The sequence below is a fragment of the Nocardioides sp. J54 genome (genome assembly GCF_000519005.1).
Taxonomy (GTDB): Bacteria; Actinomycetota; Actinomycetes; order Propionibacteriales; family Nocardioidaceae; genus Nocardioides.
Window position 1 is genome coordinate 1 of record NZ_JAER01000010.1, and the last position, 18523, is coordinate 18523.

Annotated in this window: 12 protein-coding genes and 1 tRNA gene; 8 read left to right on the forward strand and 5 right to left on the reverse strand. The window is 72.0% G+C overall.

Annotated features, from left to right (window positions below):
• Window positions 1-263 precede the first annotated feature (263 nt).
• Together NOCJ54_RS0109070 and NOCJ54_RS0109075 are read left to right on the forward strand one after the other, a co-directional pair.
• A complete protein-coding gene (locus NOCJ54_RS0109070) occupies window positions 264-1037 on the forward strand; it encodes an ABC transporter ATP-binding protein (protein WP_084255005.1) in 774 nt (257 codons plus the stop codon).
• Between the two features lie 54 nt (window positions 1038-1091).
• On the forward strand, window positions 1092-2069 hold the full coding sequence (locus NOCJ54_RS0109075; protein WP_036517399.1) for an ABC transporter substrate-binding protein: 978 nt from the start codon (window positions 1092-1094) through the stop codon (window positions 2067-2069).
• A 72-nt stretch (window positions 2070-2141) separates the two neighbouring features.
• Here the strand turns inward: NOCJ54_RS0109075 and NOCJ54_RS24790 are convergent, their stop codons facing one another.
• Window positions 2142-3629 (reverse strand): M1 family metallopeptidase, encoded by a 1488-nt coding sequence (locus tag NOCJ54_RS24790; RefSeq protein ID WP_051485653.1) that lies wholly within the window; start codon window positions 3627-3629, stop codon window positions 2142-2144.
• A 136-nt stretch (window positions 3630-3765) separates the two neighbouring features.
• On the opposite strand from NOCJ54_RS24790, the gene NOCJ54_RS24795 reads away from it, so the two are divergent.
• From NOCJ54_RS24795 to NOCJ54_RS0109095, 3 genes are all read left to right on the forward strand, one after another.
• Window positions 3766-6291: a hypothetical protein gene (locus tag NOCJ54_RS24795; RefSeq protein WP_051485654.1), complete on the forward strand. Its 2526-nt coding sequence runs from the start codon at window positions 3766-3768 to the stop codon at window positions 6289-6291.
• A 235-nt stretch (window positions 6292-6526) separates the two neighbouring features.
• Complete coding sequence (locus NOCJ54_RS24800) at window positions 6527-10018, forward strand: (Fe-S)-binding protein (protein ID WP_036517401.1); 3492 nt, start codon at window positions 6527-6529, stop codon at window positions 10016-10018.
• A 152-nt stretch (window positions 10019-10170) separates the two neighbouring features.
• Window positions 10171-11799: an AMP-binding protein gene (locus NOCJ54_RS0109095; RefSeq protein ID WP_028655250.1), complete on the forward strand. Its 1629-nt coding sequence runs from the start codon at window positions 10171-10173 to the stop codon at window positions 11797-11799.
• A gap of 27 nt (window positions 11800-11826) precedes the next feature.
• On the opposite strand, the gene NOCJ54_RS24805 is transcribed toward NOCJ54_RS0109095, so the two are convergent.
• On the reverse strand, window positions 11827-12597 hold the full coding sequence (locus NOCJ54_RS24805; RefSeq protein ID WP_036517403.1) for a glycoside hydrolase family 16 protein: 771 nt from the start codon (window positions 12595-12597) through the stop codon (window positions 11827-11829).
• A gap of 63 nt (window positions 12598-12660) precedes the next feature.
• Between NOCJ54_RS24805 and NOCJ54_RS24810 the strand changes: the two genes are divergently transcribed.
• A complete protein-coding gene (locus NOCJ54_RS24810) occupies window positions 12661-14658 on the forward strand; it encodes a CocE/NonD family hydrolase (protein WP_157514840.1) in 1998 nt (665 codons plus the stop codon).
• A 24-nt stretch (window positions 14659-14682) separates the two neighbouring features.
• Here NOCJ54_RS24810 and NOCJ54_RS0109110 read toward each other — a convergent pair whose 3' ends face one another.
• Together NOCJ54_RS0109110 and dcd are read right to left on the reverse strand one after the other, a co-directional pair.
• The gene (locus NOCJ54_RS0109110) at window positions 14683-15666 is read right to left on the reverse strand and encodes a siderophore-interacting protein (protein ID WP_051485656.1); all 984 of its coding nucleotides are present in this window, start codon (window positions 15664-15666) and stop codon (window positions 14683-14685) included.
• Between the two features lie 71 nt (window positions 15667-15737).
• Complete coding sequence (gene dcd, locus NOCJ54_RS0109115; RefSeq protein WP_028655252.1) at window positions 15738-16313, reverse strand: dCTP deaminase; 576 nt, start codon at window positions 16311-16313, stop codon at window positions 15738-15740.
• A gap of 70 nt (window positions 16314-16383) precedes the next feature.
• Between dcd and NOCJ54_RS0109120 the strand changes: the two genes are divergently transcribed.
• Both NOCJ54_RS0109120 and NOCJ54_RS0109125 read left to right on the forward strand, forming a co-directional pair.
• Window positions 16384-17157 carry an SGNH/GDSL hydrolase family protein gene (locus NOCJ54_RS0109120; protein ID WP_028655253.1) on the forward strand — a complete coding sequence of 258 codons (774 nt, stop codon included), beginning with the start codon at window positions 16384-16386 and terminating at the stop codon, window positions 17155-17157.
• Between the two features lie 31 nt (window positions 17158-17188).
• Window positions 17189-17261 (forward strand) — tRNA-Gly (locus NOCJ54_RS0109125).
• A 1001-nt stretch (window positions 17262-18262) separates the two neighbouring features.
• On the opposite strand, the gene NOCJ54_RS0109130 is transcribed toward NOCJ54_RS0109125, so the two are convergent.
• Window positions 18263-18490 carry a hypothetical protein gene (locus NOCJ54_RS0109130; RefSeq protein ID WP_028655254.1) on the reverse strand — a complete coding sequence of 76 codons (228 nt, stop codon included), beginning with the start codon at window positions 18488-18490 and terminating at the stop codon, window positions 18263-18265.
• Window positions 18491-18523: the final 33 nt, after the last annotated feature.

Consider the following 18523-nt stretch of genomic DNA (forward strand, 5'->3'; position numbering starts at 1 on the left):
GCTGCTAGACCCAGTGGGGAGGCACCCTCGTCTTGGTGCCGGGACGCATCTGTCTGTCAGCTCACTGATCGGCGCTCCCAGCCAGCCATCCGGTCGGCCTTGGCGCACAGCCCTGTCGACGATCACGGCGTCCCGGGTGACCGCCGGGCCCTGCAGAACTCATCGTGGACCTCAAGGGGTCGAGCGAGCAGGGCAGTGACCCGACGGCACCTGGGGTGCATCAGCGGCCCGTCCAGGACCGCCGACACGAGGAAGGTAGTCCAGTGAGCACCACGCACGGCACCGACGGGCTCCCGAAGCCCGCCCCGCCGGCCGAGCCGACCGCGGGCTTCGGCGACGTGGTCGCCTCCGCGGTCGACGTACGACGCGTCTTCGACGGCCATGTCGTGCTCGACGGCATCGACCTGGAGATCCGCACCGGCGAGTTCGTCGCGCTGCTCGGCCGTTCGGGTTGCGGGAAGTCGACGCTGCTGCGGATCCTCGCGGGCCTGGACACCGGCGCCGAGGGGGCCGTGTCGGGTGGCCGCGAGCCGGCCGTCGTCTTCCAGGACCCGCGGCTGTTCCCGTGGCGCCGCGTGCTCGACAACGTCGCGCTCGGCCTGCGCGGCGCCGACGCCCGGGGCCGCGCCACCGAGGTGCTGGCCGAGGTCGGCCTGGCCGGTCGCGAGCGGGCGTGGCCGCGCCAGCTCTCCGGCGGCCAGCGCCAGCGCGTGGCGCTCGCCCGGGCCCTGGTCCGCGAGCCCGACCTGCTGCTGCTCGACGAGCCGTTCAGCGCCCTCGACGCGCTGACCCGGATCTCCGCGCAGGCGCTGGTCAGCGACCTGGTCGCCACCCACCGGCCGGCCGTGCTGATGGTGACCCACGACGTCGAGGAGGCGCTGCTGCTCGCTGACCGCGTGCTGGTGATGGACGCCGGCCGCCTGGTGCACGACGAGCGCCTCGACCTCGCACGCCCGCGCCGGCGCGACCACCCCGAGATCGTCCGCCGCCGGGTCGCCCTGCTGGGGCTGCTCGGCGTGGACGAGGCGCCGGCCTGACCTGCTTCGCCCACCTCCACCACCCCCGAGAAACCGAAGGAAGACGAAGAGTCGATGCTGCACACCAGAAAGTCCCGCCTGCGCCGCACGGCCGCCGGCACGATCGCCGCCCTCGCCGCCCTCACCGCGCTCAGCGCCTGCGGCTCCGACGACGAGGGCAGCGACAAGCCGGTGCTGCGCGTCGGTGTCCAGAAGGACGGCGTGCGCGCCGTGCTCGACGAGGCCGGACTGCTCGAGGACCTGCCCTACGAGATCGAGTGGGCCGAGTTCACCGCCGGCCCGCCGATCGTGGAGGCCGCCTCGGCGGACCAGATCGACGTCGCCTGGGTCGGCTCCGCCCCGCCGATCTTCGGCGCCGCCGCCGACGCGAACTTCAAGATCGTCGCGCAGGTCCAGGAGCAGGACCAGCAGGAGAACTCCATCCTCGTGCCGAAGGGCTCGTCGATCGACGACGTCAAGGACCTGTTGGGCAAGAAGGTCGCGGTCGGCAAGGGCACCTCGGCCCACGGCCTGCTGCTGCAGGCGCTCGAGCGCAACGGCCTCAGCCTGGCCGACATCGAGCCCAACTACCTGGCGCCGGCCGACGGCCTGGCCGCGTTCACCTCCGGCGAGGTCGACGCCTGGGTGGTCTGGGACCCGTTCGTGACCCAGGCGATCGAGCAGAACGACGCCGTGGAGATCGCCGGCGGCCACCCCGACGAGCAGGGCGTGCAGTTCGAGATCGCCTCCACCAGGGCGCTGGAGGACGAGGAGACCCGCGAGAACATCAAGTACTTCGTCGGTCTGCTGCAGGAGGCGTGGGTGTGGGCGCTCGACAACTCCGACGCCTGGGGCGACGGCTGGGCCGCCGAGTCGGGCCTCTCGCCGGACATCACCCGCGTGGTGGCGAAGAACAAGGCCGCCGCCTTCGGGCCGGTGACCCCGGAGACCATCGCCGCCGAGCAGGCGCTGGCAGACGCGTTCTTCGAGGCGGGTGAGCTGCCGAAGAAGATCGACTTCGCCTCGATCGTCGAGGAGGGCCTGATCGACTGACGTCGACCGGCCAGACGCCGCGGGCGGACCCGGACCGGGTCCGCCCCTTCGGTGTCCCCGGTGCCGGGGTGCTCAGTCCCGCGGCGGCTGCTGCTCGCCGAGCAGCCACGCGTCGAAGAAGTCCGACAGCTCCTCGTCCAGGGTGTCCTCGATCCAGGCGAGGTACTCGGTGCGGTCGGCGTTGCCGTTCTCCTGCGAGGCCGGCCACTCGCGGACCAGGTCGAAGAAGACCTCGTCGCCGACGTCCTCGCGCAGCTCGTGCCACATCAGCGCCGGACCGTAGTAGATGTTGCTGTTGCCGAACTTCGTCGGGTCGAACGCCCCCGGCGGGCCGGCGTCCTCGCGCAGGCGCGCCTCGAACATCGCCCAGTCGTCCATCTTCTGGCCGATGTGGACGCCCTCCTGCTCGGCCTCCCACATCCCCTGCAGGTACATCGCCATGCCCTCGTTCATCCACACGTCCGACCAGTCGGCGGGGCTGACGGTGTTGCCGTACCAGTGGTGCGCGACCTCGTGCACCACGACGGCTGGCGAGAGGCTGTAGTCGTTGTTGCCGAGCGTGATCATGGTCTGGGTCTCCATGCCGCTGCTGCCGTCGACGACCACGATGCCGAGGGTGTCGAACGGGTAGGGCCCGAGCAGGTCCTCGAGCCAGTCCACCGCGTCCGGGGTGGTGCCGAGCCCGCCCGGCAGCGGCTCCTCGTCGGCGTCGGTCCAGATCTGGATCGGCACGCCGCTCGCCGACTCGAGGTCGGTGCGCTGGTAGTCGCCGAACGCCACGGTGACGAGGTACGACGACGCGGGCTCCGCGAGGTGCCACGCGTTCGTGGTGCGGCCGCCGTCCTTCGTGCTCTTGCGGAGCTCGCCGTTGGCCACGCCCTGCAGCGGTGCCGGTGAGGTGAGGGTGAAGTCGTAGAACGCCTTGTCGGCCGGCTGGTCGTTGACGGCGTACCAGGTGAACGCGCCGTAGGGCTCCTGGAGCGTCCAGGTCTCGTGCTCGGGCGTGATGCTCCACCCGACGCCCTGCGCGAAGTCCTGGCGCTCGCTCGGGGCCGGGGCGGTCCGCGGCGTCCCGGAGTAGGTCAGCGCCAGCTCGTACTGGCCGTCCGCCTCGACGGGGTGCTCGACGGTGAGCCGGGTGCCCTCGACCGCGTGCCCGGCGGGCGTGCCGTCGACGGTGAGCTCGCTGATGGCGAGCTGCTCGTTGAAGTCGAGCGGGATGGTGGGGGAGTCCGCGGTGGCGCGGAAGGTCAGCACCTGGGTGCCGGTGAGCACGTCGCGGCTCGGGTCCCACTCGAGGCCGAGGTCGTAGTGCAACGCGTCGACGAGCGGGTCGCCGATCTCGGGGTAGACCGAGTCCTCGCGCGTGGCGCTGAACGCGTCGGCGTACTTCCCGGAGCCGGTGGGCGTGCTGCTCGGGACGTCCGGCGTCGGCGGGGTGCGCAGCGTCGGGGTGGGGTCCGCGTCCGCGTCACCCCCGGACCCGCAGGCAGCGAGCGCCGTGCCGGCGCACAGGAGGAGGGCGGTGGCGCCGGCGCGGAGGCGGCGGGTGGTGGTCATGGGACGTTCCTTCTCCGGGGGTGGGCACATCATGCCTGTCGAGACGAACCTGAACACGTGTCACATTCAGGTGTTACTCTCCGGTCGCTCGGTCGTTGAAGTGACCGGGGTCACTGCTCGGCATGGGGAGGTTGGCGTGGACGCACCGCGCGAGGCGGCAGCACGACGGATCGGACTGGCCGCGGCCACGGCGCTGGCGGTGGTCGGCGTCGCGGCGCTGGTCCCTGCGACGGCACCCTCGGACGCGCCCCGCGGCGGCGCGACGAGCCTGGCTGCCGCGGCGGAGCAGGAGAAGTCCGAGCGCGGCGTGCCGCACGACGACAGCCTGCTCGCGCCGCACGACCACAACGACCCGGCGACGAAGAACGACGTCGCCCGTGGCCTGGCCGTCGACGAGGTCGCGGCGCTCGACCCGACCAGCGCCGCCGACCGGCGCAAGGCGGAGGCCTACGTCGAGCGCGAGCGTGCGCTGCCCGACCCGCGCCTGGTCCGGGTCCGCGCCTACCCGAGGCGCACCGCCGTCCCGGCGACCCGCTACGCGATGGCCGGCGGCTGCTACACCCTGACGGCAGCAGGCACGACGTTCGGGCCCTACTACTTCAAGGCCACCCGGCTCGGCGGCTACCTGCTGCACACGCGCGACGGCGAGCTCGCCGTGGTCAACGGCCAGGTGAAGCCCGCTGCGAAGCCCGGCCCGAACGCCGACTGGACCGCCCGCAAGGACGGCACCGGGTTCCGCCTCGACGTCGGCGCCGGCAGGGCGCTCACCGTCAAGGCCGGAGCGCTGGCGCCGGGAGCCGGCACCACCTTCCGCCTGCGCACGGCAAGCGGCTGCCCGTCGTACCCGGAGGCGGCCATCAACATCACCGGCAACCCCTACGCCGGCGAGACGACCTACCAGGAGGTGCGCGGCTTCGTCGACGCGCACACGCACGGGATGGCCTTCGAGTTCCTCGGCGGGAGCATCCACTGCGGCCGGCCCTGGCACGCGTACGGCGCGCCGTACGCCCTGGTCGACTGCCCCGACCACACGCTCACCCAGGGCAAGGGTGCGCTGCTGGAGTCGGTGCTGTCCGGCGAGGCGTCGCACGACCCGACCGGCTGGCCGACCTTCAAGGACTGGCCGGCGCCGGAGTCGCTGACCCACGAGGGCACCTACTACCGCTGGCTCGAGCGGGCCTGGCGCGGCGGCCAGCGGCTGTTCGTCAACCTGCTCGTCGAGAACAACAAGCTCTGCCAGCTCTACCCGATCAAGCGGAACTCCTGCGACGACATGGACTCGATCCGCCTGCAGGCCGCCGACATGCTGAAGATGCAGGACTACATCGACGCCCAGTTCGGCGGTCCGGGCAAGGGCTTCTACCGGATCGTGAAGAACCCCTTCGAGGCCCGGCGCGTCATCAACCGCGGCAAGATGGCCGTGGTGATGGGCATCGAGACGTCCATCCCGTTCGGCTGCACCTACACCAAGCTGCTCGGCAAGGACCTCCCTGCCTGCACCAAGGCGGAGATCGACGCCAACCTCGACGAGATGCACCGGCTCGGCGTGCGCCAGATGGAGCTCGTCAACAAGTTCGACAACGCGCTCGCCGGCGTCGCGGGCGACGCCGGCGTGATCGGGCCGGTCGTCAACACCGCCAACTTCCTCGAGACCGGGTCGTTCTGGGCGATGGAGCACTGCGAGCCCGCCGACGGCGAGTCCGCGGACAACCCGCAGCCCTCGCTGCTGCCGGACATCGACGCGGGGCAGCAGGACGCGCTCTTCGGTGCGATCGGCAAGGTGCTCGGGCTGCTGCCGGCCACCCCGCTCTACGGCCCGCCGGCGCACTGCAACAAGCGCGGCCTCACCGAGCTCGGCGTGCACACCATCAAGGGCCTGGCGAAGCGGCAGATGGTGTTCGACCCCGACCACCTCTCGGTCAAGGCGCGCTCGGCGTCGATGGACGTCATCGAGGACCTGCGCTACCCGGGCGTGATCTCCAGCCACTCCTGGTCCACGCCGGACACCTACCCGCGGATCTACGGCGCGGGCGGGTTCATCACGCCGTACGCCGGCGACTCCACCGGCTTCGTCGAGAAGTGGCGCCGCCACCTGGGCTGGGCCGACCCCCGCTACTACTTCGGGTTCGGCTTCGGCGCCGACATCAACGGCCTCGGCGCGCAGGGCAACCCGCGCGGCGCCGACGTCGCCAACCCGGTCACCTACCCCTTCACCGGCCTCGGCGGGGTGCGGATCGACAAGCAGCGCGCCGGGAAGCGGACCTGGGACATCAACGTCGACGGCGTCGCCCAGTACGGCCTCTACCCCGACTGGGTCGAGGACCTGCGCAAGGTCGCCGACGCCCAGCGCAAGGGCGACGGGACACGGATCGTCGACGACATGGCCCGTGGCGCGGAGGCCTACCTGCAGATGTGGGAGCGCGCGTACGGCGTGCGCCCCGACTCGTGCCGCAACCCCGGCCTGCGCAAGCGCGTTGCCGTGGTCCGGGCGGCGATCCACCGCGGCATGACCACGAAGGCCGTGCTGCGCAAGGTCGGCCAGCCCTACAAGCGGCTCGGCACGTCGTACGCGTTCTGCGCGAAGACCGCGACCCGGGCGAAGGTGCCGGTCGTCGTCACCTTCTCGAAGGCGGGGAAGGTGACCGGCCTGCGGGTCCGCTGATCGTCCGCGGACGGTCCGCTGGTCGTCCGCTGACGGTCCGTGGGCGGTCGGCCGGCGGCCGGGGTTGAGGTCAGCGTCACATCCCCGCGAAGTTACCAACGGGTAGTATCCGCTCGGCCGTGGCTGTCGCTGTCGCAATGGTAAGGCTTGCCTTCGGTATGCCTCTTCCGTGCATGGCAATAGGCTCGGCCCGCGCACCCTGCGTGTCCTGATCCAGACGAGTGGAGAGTCGCTGATGCAGACCGTTGCGATCGTGGTTTCGCTGGCCATCTCGGTGGTCGCCATCGCCCTCACGGCACGCGCCGTCGCGACGATGCTGGGCGTCATCCGCAAGGGCCAGCCGGCGCCCGGCCGCTCCGGCAACCCGGTCGGCCGCACGGTCACCATGCTCAAGGAGACCGTGCTCCACACGCGCATGCTGCAGTGGACCTGGGTCGGCATCCTGCACTGGTTCGCGTTCGCGGCGTTCATCGCGCTCTCCACCGCCGTCGCAGCGGCCTTCCCGCAGCTGTTCGACCCCGAGTGGACGATCCCGGTCCTCGGCAAGTTCTTCATCTACGAGTGGGTCGCCGAGCTCCTCGGCCTGCTCGGCACGATCGCGATCATCCCGCTGATCATCTACCGCCTCACGCACCGCCCCTCGGCCATCGGCCGACGCAGCCGCTTCTTCGGCTCGACCATGTGGCAGGCCTACTTCGTCGAGGCGATGGTGCTCCTCGAGAGCTCCGCGATCCTGTTCATCCGCGGTGCGGAGTACAACCTCGCCAAGGCCCACGGCGGCGAGGCCGCCGAGCACGCCGACGGCTTCCACTTCCCGGTCTCGCAGTTCTTCGGCAACCTCTTCCCGACCGGCGAGGAGTCGATCGGGACGCTGGAGAACATCATCTACTTCATCGCGATGGTGAAGATCACCTCCGCGATGATCTGGCTCATCGTCATCTCGACGAACCTCACCATGGGCGTGGCCTGGCACCGCTTCACCGCCTGGTTCAACATCTGGTTCAAGCGCGAGGACAGCGGTCGTACGGCGCTCGGCGCGGTCAAGCCGCTCACGTCGGGTGGCAAGCCGATCACCCTTGACGACATCGACGACCTCGACGAGGAGGCCACCCTCGGCGCCGGGTCCATCTGGGACTTCTCCTGGAAGGACATCCTCGACTTCACGACCTGCACCGAGTGCGGTCGCTGCCAGTCGCAGTGCCCTGCGTGGAACACCGAGAAGCCGCTGTCGCCGAAGCTGATGATGATGGCGATGCGCGAGGAGGCGTACGCCGCCGCCGGTGGCGCCGAGCCGCGTGCCCTGGTCGGCAAGTCCGAGCACGAGCAGTCCGAGGGCGTCGACGACTGGTTCTACATGCCCGAGGGCGGCGACTTCGTCGTCGACGAGGACGCCCTGTGGGCCTGCACCAACTGCGGTGCCTGCGTCCAGCAGTGCCCGGTCGACATCGAGCACGTCGACCACTTCATCGACATGCGCCGCTACCAGGTGCTCGTCGAGTCGAACTTCCCCTCCGAGCTCAACGGCCTCTTCAAGGGCCTCGAGAACAAGGGCAACCCGTGGAACATGTCGGCCACGGCCCGCCTCGACTGGGCGAAGGACCTGCCCTTCGAGGTCAAGGTCGTCGGCGACACCATCGAGGACCTCGAGTCCGTCGACTGGCTGTTCTGGGTCGGCTGCGCCGGTGCCTACGAGGACCGTGCCAAGAAGACGACCCGCGCGGTCGCCGAGCTGCTCGACCTGGCCGGCGTCTCCTTCGGCGTCCTGGGCAACGGCGAGACCTGCACCGGTGACTCCGCCCGCCGCGCCGGCAACGAGTTCGTGTTCCAGGGCCTGGCCCAGCAGAACATCGAGGTGCTGACCGAGGCGAAGGCCAAGAAGGTCGTCTCCACCTGCCCGCACTGCATGAACACCCTCAAGAACGAGTACCGCCAGCTCGGTCTCGAGCTCGAGGTCATCCACCACACCCAGCTGCTCAACCGCCTCGTGCGCGAGGGCAAGCTGACGCCGGTGGCGCAGGGCGAGGGCGCGCACGCCCGCAGGATCACCTACCACGACCCGTGCTTCCTGGGTCGCCACAACCAGGTCTACACGCCGCCGCGCGACCTGCTGCAGATCCTCCCCGGCGCCGAGTTCGCCGAGATGGAGCGCAACTCCGAGCGGTCCTTCTGCTGCGGCGCCGGTGGTGCCCGCATGTGGATGGAGGAGAAGGTCGGCGAGCGGATCAACCTCAACCGCACCGCCGAGGCGGTCGGGACCGGCGCCGACCAGGTCGCCGTCGGCTGCCCGTTCTGCCGCGTCATGCTCTCCGACGGCCTGACCAAGATGCAGGCCGACGGCGAGGCCCGCGAGGAGGTCGAGGTCCTCGACGTCGCGCAGATGCTGCTCGCCTCCGTCAAGGGCGAGCAGGCCACCAAGCTCAAGCCGGGCGAGGGTGCGCCGCTGCAGCCGAAGGGTGCCGCCGCGCCCGCCGAGGCGAAGCAGTCCGTCGAGACCAAGGCCGAGCCCGAGGCCGGCGACGTCACGCTGACCGAGGACACCGTCGCCGACACCGAGGACGTCGGCCCCGCTGCGAAGGCGTCGGGCGGCTCGTCGATGTTCGACGACCCGGGCTCGATGTTCGACTCGCCCGCGCCGGCCGCCCCGGCGGAGAAGAAGGCCGAGCCCGCCGGCGGCGGCTCGCTCTTCGACGACGCCGGCTCGCTGTTCGACGAGGCCCCGGCCGAGGCCAAGGCGGAGCCGGCCACGCCCGCCCAGCAGCCCGCTGAGCAGGCTGCCGAGAAGTCCGGCGGTTCGCTCTTCGACGAGGGCGGCTCGCTCTTCGACACCCCGGCCCCGGCTGCCCCGGCTGCGCCGGCTGCCAAGGAGGAGCCGAAGGCCGAGGAGAAGCCGGCCGCGAAGGCCGAGCCGGTCGCCGACCTGGGCTCGGGTGGGTCGCTCTTCGACATCGCCCCCGCCGAGGAGGCGCCGAAGGCCGCCACGTCCCAGCCGTCCGCCCCGGAGGCGAGCACGCCCGCCGAGGACCTGGCCTCGGCTCCGAAGCCGACCGAGGAGAAGGTCGTCCAGGCCGAGGCCGAGGGTGGTGTCGCGGCCGCTGCGCCGCAGGCCCCGACCGTCGACCTCAACGCCGGCGGCTCGCTCTTCGACATCGAGGCCCCGGAGCCGGCCGCCCCGGCCGCCAAGGCCGCCGAGGCCCCCGCCCCGGCGCCGACCCCCGAGGCGCAGCCGGTGGAGGCCGACGCGCGTGCCGAGGAGGCCGCGGTCGTCGGTGAGTCGCCCGCCGCCGAGCCGGTCGAGCCGACCGCGCCGGCTGCCCCGGCCGAGGAGCCGGGGGCTCCCGCGCGGGCGGCGTCCTCGACCGGTGCCGCCAGCACGCCGAAGACCGACGTCGACATCAACGCCGTCAGCTCGCTCTTCGACATCGAGGCGCCCGAGGCCGCCACGGTGGCGCGTCCGGCCGCCCCGGCTGCCGAGCCCGCCCCGGCCGCGGAGGCTGCTCCGGCGCCCGAGCCCGAGCCGGCCGTCGAGGAGCCCGCGGAGGCGCCCGCCGAGGCGACCACCGGGGAGCCTGCGGCGGAGGAGCCTGTTGCGGAGGAGGAGCCGGCCCCGGCCGACCCCGCCCCGGCAGCCCCGGCCCAGGCGAGCGCGCCGGCGTCGTACTCCGGCGAGGCGCACGAGCCCCGTCGCGACGTCGACATCAACGCCGCGGAGTCCCTCTTCGACCTCTGAGGGTCCTGCTTAGTGGCCGCTTCCCGAGGTTGTTGACCGCTGCAGCGGCCACCAACCTCGGGAATCGCCGCCCAGGCGGTGATTCCCGGCCCGCCTCCCGCACCCCCTTTCGGGGGGTGTGACCCCGCTCACCTGCGGGGCACGATGGGGCCATGACGGAGCTGTCCTACGCCGCCGGAGAGACCACGACGCCGCTGCTGGACGAGACCATCGGCGCCAACCTCGAGCGCACGGTCGCGCAGTGGCCGGACCGGGAGGCGCTGGTCGAGGTCGCCAGCGGGCGACGGTGGACCTGGCGCGAGCTCGACCACGCGGTCGACGAGGTCGCCCGCGGCCTGATCGGGCTCGGCATCGCGCAGGGCGACCGGGTGGGCATGTGGGCGCCCAACTGCGCCGAGTGGACGATCGTGCAGCTGGCCGCCGCCAAGGCCGGCGCGGTGCTGGTGAACGTCAACCCGTCGTACCGCACCCACGAGCTCGCCTACGCCGTCAACCAGTCCGGCCTGCGGCTGCTGCTCGCCGCCACGGCGTTCAAGACGTCCGACTACAAGGCAATGGTCGACGAGGTCGTCGCCGCCGGCGAGGTGCCCGGCCTGGAGCGCACCGTCTACGTCGACACCGACGACTGGCAGGCGCTCGTCGCCGCCGGCGCCGACCTGCCGGCCGACACCCTCACCGAGCGGCAGCGGGCGCTGCGGCCCGACGACCCGATCAACATCCAGTACACGAGCGGCACCACCGGTTTCCCCAAGGGCGCCACGCTCAGCCACCGCAACATCCTCAACAACGGCTTCTTCGTGACCGAGCTGCTCGGCTTCACCGAGCAGGACCGGCTGTGCATCCCGGTGCCCTTCTACCACTGCTTCGGCATGGTGATGGCCAACCTGGGCTGCGTCACGCACGGCGCCACCATGGTCATCCCCGGCCCCGGCTTCGACCCGTCGGTCACCCTGCGCACCGTCGCCGAGGAGAAGTGCTCGGCGGTGTACGGCGTCCCGACGATGTTCATCGCGATGCAGAACGCCCCCGACTTCGCCGAGCACGACCTGTCGACGCTGCGCACCGGGATCATGGCCGGCTCCATCTGCCCGGTCGAGGTGATGAAGCGGTGCATCAACGACATGCACATGGCCGAGGTCGGCATCGCCTACGGCATGACCGAGACCAGCCCGGTGAGCTGCCAGACCCGCGCGGACGACGACCTGGACCGTCGAACCGCCACCATCGGGCGCGCCGCCCCGCACGTGGAGATCAAGATCGTCGACCCCGCCACCGGCGAGACCGTGCCGCGCGGCGAGCCCGGCGAGTTCTGCACCCGCGGCTACTCGGTGATGCTCGGCTACTGGGACGACGAGGCCAGGACCGCCGAGGCGATCGACGCCGACGGCTGGATGCACACCGGCGACCTCGCGGTGATGCGCGAGGACGGCTACTGCAACATCGTCGGCCGGATCAAGGACATGGTCATCCGCGGCGGGGAGAACATCTACCCCCGCGAGATCGAGGAGTTCCTCTACACCCACCCCGACGTCGAGGACGTGCAGGTGGTCGGCGTCCCGGACCAGAAGTACGGCGAGGAGCTGTGCGCCTGGATCCGGATGCGCGCCGGCGCCGACCCGCTCGACGCCGACAAGGTGCGCGAGTTCGCCACCGGCAGGCTCGCGCACTACAAGATCCCGCGCTACGTGATGGTGGTCGAGGAGTTCCCGATGACGGTCACCGGCAAGATCCGCAAGGTGGAGATGCGCGAGCGCTCCGCGGAGCTGCTCGGGCTCGCCTGAGTCGGCGCCGGCCCCGTCCCCGCAGGGTCAGGTGAGGGGCGAGCCGACGACCCGGCTCACCTCGAGCACCGGCACGTCGGCGGGGTCACCGCCCTCGTCGGGGAAGTCGAACACGGCGAGGATCAGCATCATCGGGTAGTCCGGCGCCTGGGAGCAGGTGCGGGTGACCTGGCCGTCGACGCTGAGCTCGACGGCGCCGCGCGACCAGCGCACGGCGTAGCGGTGCCACTGCGCCACGTCGAGCGAGCGCCGCTCGGCGGTGAAGTCGTCGACCAGGCCCGGGTCGCGGAACGGGTGGATGCCCTGCCCCAGCGCGACCGTGCCGTCGTCGCCGATGCTGTTGCCGAACACCTCGACCAGGCAGATCTCCCCGGAGCGCTCAGGTCGGTCCTCGAGGCCGACCATCCACGCGGAGAACATCGAGCGGCCGGTCACGTGGGCCCGGCAGGTCACCTCGACGACCCCGAAGTGCGGGGCGAAGCCGACCATCGTGGGCTGCTCCTCACGCACGCGCAGGCCCGCGGCGAACGGCTGGGGCGCATCGGTCGACCCGACCGGCCCGGACCGGTTCGCGCTGTGGATGCCCGAGACCCGCAGCGGCGTCTCGTGCGTGTCCGGGCACCAGCGCGGGTGGCCGGGCGGGATCGACAGGCGCAGCCCACCCGGCCCGATGTCGTACGCCGCAGCGGCCGCGGCGCGCGAGCTCCACGCCGGCAGGTACGACGAGGTCCACCGCGTCGGGTCGAGCCGCTCGAAGCGTTCGTCGAAGTGTCCGTCGAAGTGTCCGTCGAGGTCCACGGGCGGTGACGCTAGCCACGGCCACCGACAGCGGCCCGGGTGGAACCGGTTCCGGTCTCGGGCGTGACGCACGGGCCGGGCGGCTCGTTGCTCCCCCGGGCCCGGGAGGGCCCGGAGGAGAGGGAGATCCACATGCACGTCCGCCTGCCCCGCCGCGCCGCCGCCCTGGTCGCGGCCGCCGTCGCCGCCACCACCCTCGCGCCCGCGAGCGGGCCGGCCGCCGCCGCACCGGCACCGACCGCTGCGACGGCCGCGGCCACCCCTGCGGCCGCGGCGACCGGAGCGCCGGTGAAGGCGGCCACGACGGCGTGGAAGCCGCGCGCCGAGCAGTACCGCGCCACGCACACCACCCGCGACCTCGTCATCCGGATGGACGACGGCGTCGAGCTGCGCGCCGACCTGGTCCGCCCGGCCACCGCCGCCGGCACCCCGGTGGGCACCCGGCTGCCGGTGATCATCACGATCACCGCCTACAACAAGACCGTCCTCGCCGCCGGCGGGGGAGCGGTGCTCGCCGGCGCCGACCCCGCCTACCTGGTCAAGCGCGGCTACGCCCAGCTGACCGTCGACGCCCGCGGCACCGGCTCCTCGGAGGGCACCTGGGCGGCGTTCAGCGCCCGCGAGGGCAAGGACGCCGCGGCGGTCGTGGCGTGGGCGGCGAAGCAGCCGTGGAGCAACGGCAAGGTCGGCATGACCGGGGCGTCGTACATGGGCATCTCGCAGCTCTTCGCCGCCGCCCGCCAGCCGAAGGGCCTCAAGGCGATCTTCCCGCAGGTCCCCGCCGCCGACGTCTACCGCGACGTCGTCGCCTCGGGTGGCCAGATCGACGTCGGCTTCATCCCGCTCTGGATGGGCCTGGTCACCGCGACCGGTGTGATCCCGCCGGCCTACGGCCTGCAGGAGCCGGTCGCCGGCTTCAAGGCGCTCACCGACCACCTGCAGGGCGCCCTCGGGTTCACCCTGCCGCTGATGCTGCAGGCCGTGCTCGGCGGCGAGCCGGCGTACGACGGCCCGTTCTACCGCGAGCGCTCGCCGATCACGACCATCGACAAGGTGAAGGTGCCGACCTTCCTCGTCGGCGGCGAGTTCGACCTCTTCCAGCGCGGCACCCCGCTCGTCTTCGAGCGCCTGCAGCGCAACAAGGTGCCGGTGAAGATGATCTTCGGCCCGTGGGACCACCTGCAGGGCTCCTCGGGCGCGGAGGTCGGCCGGGCCGGCTACGGCAGCCTGGCCGAGCTCCAGCTGCGCTGGTTCGACCACTGGATCAAGGGCCGCGACGGCAAGCTCGGCACGATCGCGCCGCTCACCTACTACGAGCAGGGCTCGGGGCGCTGGGTGAAGAAGCCGCGCTGGATCGCCTCCGACCTTTCCGCCCGCGTGCTCAAGCTGTCCGGCACCTCTGCCGTCGGCGGCAAGGCCGGTCGCCTCGTCGGGGGCAAGCCCGCCGCCGGGTCCTCGATCGTCCCGCCCGTGCCGGTCACCGGCCTCTGCACGCGCTCGGCCAACCAGTGGACCGCCGGCCTGCCGGCCGCGCTGCTGAAGGACCTGCCCTGCTTCACCGACAATCGCCTCAACGACCTCGGTGGGCTGACCTTCGACACTGCCCCGCTCGCGAGGCCGATCCGCTTCCAGGGCCCGGTCAACGCGCGTCTCTTCGTCTCCTCGCCGACCGGCGACGGCATGCTGTCGGTCGCGATCGAGGACGTCGCTCCCAACGGCAAGGTCACGCGTCTCACCGGTGGCTGGCAGGTCATCTCCCACCGCACCCTGGACAAGAAGAGGTCGCGCTACCTCGACGGCAAGCTGCTGCAGGCCTGGCACCCGTTCACGAAGGCCACGCAGAAGAACCTGCCGGGCGGCAAGGTCGCCGCGGTCGACGTCGAGGTCTTCCCGACCGGCGCCGTCGTCAAGCGCGGCCACAAGCTGCGGATCGCGGTGCAGGCCTTCGACGTCCCGCACCTGCTGTCCCCGCTGACCAGCCTGCTCGGACAGCTCGTGCCGGTGACGGTGCGCACCGGTCCGTCGTACCCGTCGTCGATCACGCTGGCCGTGCGTCGCTGACGCACGGCCGGGTCGGTCCCCGGGTCAGGAGCGCATGGAGACGCCCTCGCGCCAGTAGCCCATGAACGCGACCTGGCCGCGGTCGAGGCCGAGGTCCTTGACGAGCTTGCGGCGCAGGCCGGTCACGACCTTCGACTCGCCGGCGATCCAGGCGTAGAGCCCGGCGAAGGGGGAGTCGTCGGTGGGTACGGCGGTCGCCTCGACCACCTGCTCGCCCGAGGACGAGTAGACGGGGGTCTCCCACAGGTCGGGGTCGACCTCCTCCTCGTCGACCGCGATCGGCTCGGCAGGTGCGGTGCCGGTGAGGTGGGCGAGCACGGCGGCGTGCAGGTCCTCCCCGCGGGCGCCGCCGTTGCGGGGCAGCCAGGTCACCGAGACACCCGCCGGGGCGGCGACGTCGTCGAGCACGTCGGCGTCGACCGGCACCTCGAGGAAGGCCGCTCCGCGGGCGTCGGACGGGAGGTCGCGCAGGATGCCACGGATCGCCGGCACGGCGGTCTCGTCTCCGACGAGCAGCAGCCGGGTCGCGTTGCCCGGCGACCACTCGATGCCGCCGAACTCGTGGCCCTTGCGGGGGGCCAGCACGACGAGTCGCTGGCCGGCCTGCGCCTGCAGTGCCCAGCGGTTGCCCGCGCCGTCCAACGGGTCGTCCTCGTGCGCCTCGTGGACGACGATGTCGACGACCAGGCGGGTGTCGGTGCCCTCGCCGACGACGTCGCGCACGGTGTAGGTCCGCATCGAGCCGCGCTCGTCCTCGGGGATCTCGATCCACGTGGTCCACCAGCTGTCGTCCATCGCGGCGAAGGACGGTAGCGTGCCGGCCGCGTTGGGGAAGATCAGCTTGATCCGCTGGTCGAACACCGGACCCGGGGTCCCGAACTCGGCGAGCTCGTCGCCGGCCAGCTCGATCCGCACGAATGACGGGGAGACCCGCTCGACCCGCGCCACCTCGAGCTCGGCGAGGACCAGCGGCAGGGTGGCGACGTACGTGCTCTCCTCGGCGGTCATGGAAGCAAGGCTAACCTAACTTCTTGACGTCGCCCCATCGGCACACTCCCGGGCCCGATCGGGCGGCCGGGTCAGATCTGCGTGCGGTGGAAGTTCTGGAACGAGCGCGACGGCGTCGGGCCACGCTGGCCCTGGTAGCGCGAGCCGTACTTCTCCGAGCCGTACGGGTGCTCGCTCGGCGAGGACAGCCGGAAGAAGCAGAACTGCCCGATCTTCATCCCCGGGTAGAGCTTGATCGGCAGCGTCGCCACGTTCGCCAGCTCCAGGGTCACGTGTCCGGAGAAGCCCGGGTCCACGAAGCCGGCGGTCGCGTGCGTCAGCAGGCCCAGCCGCCCCAGCGACGACTTGCCCTCGACGCGCGCCGCGATGTCGTCGGGCAGCGTGACGACCTCGTACGTCGACCCGAGCACGAACTCGCCCGGGTGCAGGATGAACGGCTCGTCACCCTCCGGCTCCACCACCCGGGTCAGGTCCGACTGGTCCGCCGCCGGGTCGATCGAGGGGTACTTGTGGTTGTCGAAGACCCGGAAGAACCGGTCGAGCCGGAAGTCCACCGAGGACGGCTGCATCAGGCCCGGGTCGTAGGGGTCGAGGCCGATCCGGCCGGCGTCGATCTCGGCGGTGATGTCGCGGTCGCTGAGCAGCACGCTCGGCACCCTAGCCGCCCCGGCGCCGCCCGGCACCGCGTGGGCCGGATCACGGGCGCACAATATGCGCGTGAGCTTCAGCAAGTACGTCGCACTCGGAGACTCCTTCACCGAAGGCGTCGGTGACCCGGACCCGGAGCGCCCCAACGGCTGGCGCGGCTGGGCGGACCGGTTCGCCGAAGCCCTGGCCGCCGACGCGGCCGCGGCCGGCCGCGACTTCGGCTACGCCAACCTCGCCATCCGCGGGCGCAAGCTCCCCGCCATCCTCGAGGAGCAGGTCGAGCCCGCCCTCGCCCTGAAGCCCGACCTGGTCAGCATCCACGGCGGCGGCAACGACGTGCTCCGCCCCAAGGTCGACCTCGACGTCCTCGCTGCGTCGTACGACGACGCCATCGGCCGCCTGACCGCCAGCGGCGCCCACGTCGTCATGTTCACCATCGCCGACACGGGCAACTCCGGCGTCATGAAGATGATCCGCGGCCGCACCGCCATCTTCAACGAGTGGGCCCGCGAGATCGCGGAGAAGCACGGCGCCACCCTCGTCGACATGTGGCGCATGCGCGGCTGGACCGTCGAGGAGGTCATGGACGAGGACCGCCTCCACCTCAACGCCGTCGGCCACCAGGCCATCGCCATCGCGGTCGCCGACGCCCTCGGCCTCCGGCACGACCTCCAGCCCCTCCCGCCCGTCGAGGTCCCCGTCCTCACCCCGCGCGAGCGCCGCGCCGCCGACCTCGCCTGGGCCCGCAGCCACCTCGCCCCCTGGGTCCATCGCCGCATCACCGGCCGTTCCTCCGGCGACGGGGTGGAGCCGAAGCGCCCGGCCCTCGAGCCCATCGGGTAACATCCTCGATCGCACGGGGGAACCCGTGCAGGCGGATGTAGCTCAGTTGGTAGAGCGTCAGCTTCCCAAGCTGAATGTCGCGAGTTCGAACCTCGTCATCCGCTCGTATTGAATGGCGCGAGACGCGTCTCCGCTCCGGCGGCGGCAGCAAGCTGCAGTCGCTTCGCTCCCGCCGCGCTGCCGCGCCGCGGTTGCCTCCGGCAGATGGCTGGGTTGGCCTGGCGGCAAGCCGACAGCGTTGGTTCGGGCGCGAGCGCGTCGCCCTGTCGAGGGCTGCGCGCAGGCACTCGCTCCGCTCGGCCCACGCTTGCCCCCGACGCGGCTTCGCCGCGGGGCGCCGCGCTGCCGCGCCGCGGTTGCCTTCGGTGGATGGCTGGGTTGGCCTGGCGGCAAGCCGACAGCGTTGGTTCGGGCGCGAGCGCGTCGCCCTGTCGAGGGCGGCGCGCAGGCGCTCGCTCCGCTCGGCCCACGCTTGCCCCCGACGCGGCTTCGCCGCGGGGCGCCGCGCTGCCGCGCCGCGGTTGCCTCCGGCAGATGGCTGGTTTGGTCTGGCGGCAAGACGGCCGTAGGGGTCCGAGCGTGGCTGCCGGTGGGCAAGGCGGGTGTAGGTGGCCCGAGCGTGCCTGCCGGTGGCGCGAGCGTTGCTCCCGGTGGTTGAGGTGCGAGGCGCCCCGGCGCCGAGCCTCGAAACCTCCGGGCGATGCGGGCGGACTGTGCCCGCCACAGTCCGCTCGGCAGGTCCGGTGGTTTCGAGGCTCCTCGCTGGCGCTCGTCGCACCTCAACCACCGGGAGACTCGCCTCGATCGGGCAGGAACTGCACGGTCCGAGGCGGATTCCCTGCCGTTGGTGACCAATCGGTGGCCGCGCAGCGCGGCGCGGACGCAGTCCGTGCCGGCAAGCGCGCCGCCAGCCGTCCGTCAGGGCCCCGGGGTCAAGGATCGCGAAGCGACCGCGTAGCGGCGGAGCGGAGCGACGTCCTTGACGGCGGGGGACGGACGGCTACGGTGCGCGGCCGCCGAGAACCACCACGAAGCAGAGCCAGGTGCCGCAGCAGACCTGAGTCACCCCGCGGGACCGACCCCGCGCGACCAGCCCCGAGCGAGATCAGGCCGAGCGCCGACCCTTCACGAAGTAGACCACCGGCAGGATCCCGCCGGAGCTGACCAGCGAGAGGGCGACGCCCCAGGCCTTGCGGGAGCCGCGCACCTGGGCCGGCGTACGACGCTTGAGGTCGCGCAGGGCGAGGGTGCGCAGGACGCCGTCCACGGCGCCGGCGACCATGATCGCCTTGCGGGTGCTCGGGTCGAGTTCGTTCCAGCGGGTCGTGGGCATGGTTCCTCCCTCGTCGGTCTCCCTGCGGAGCGT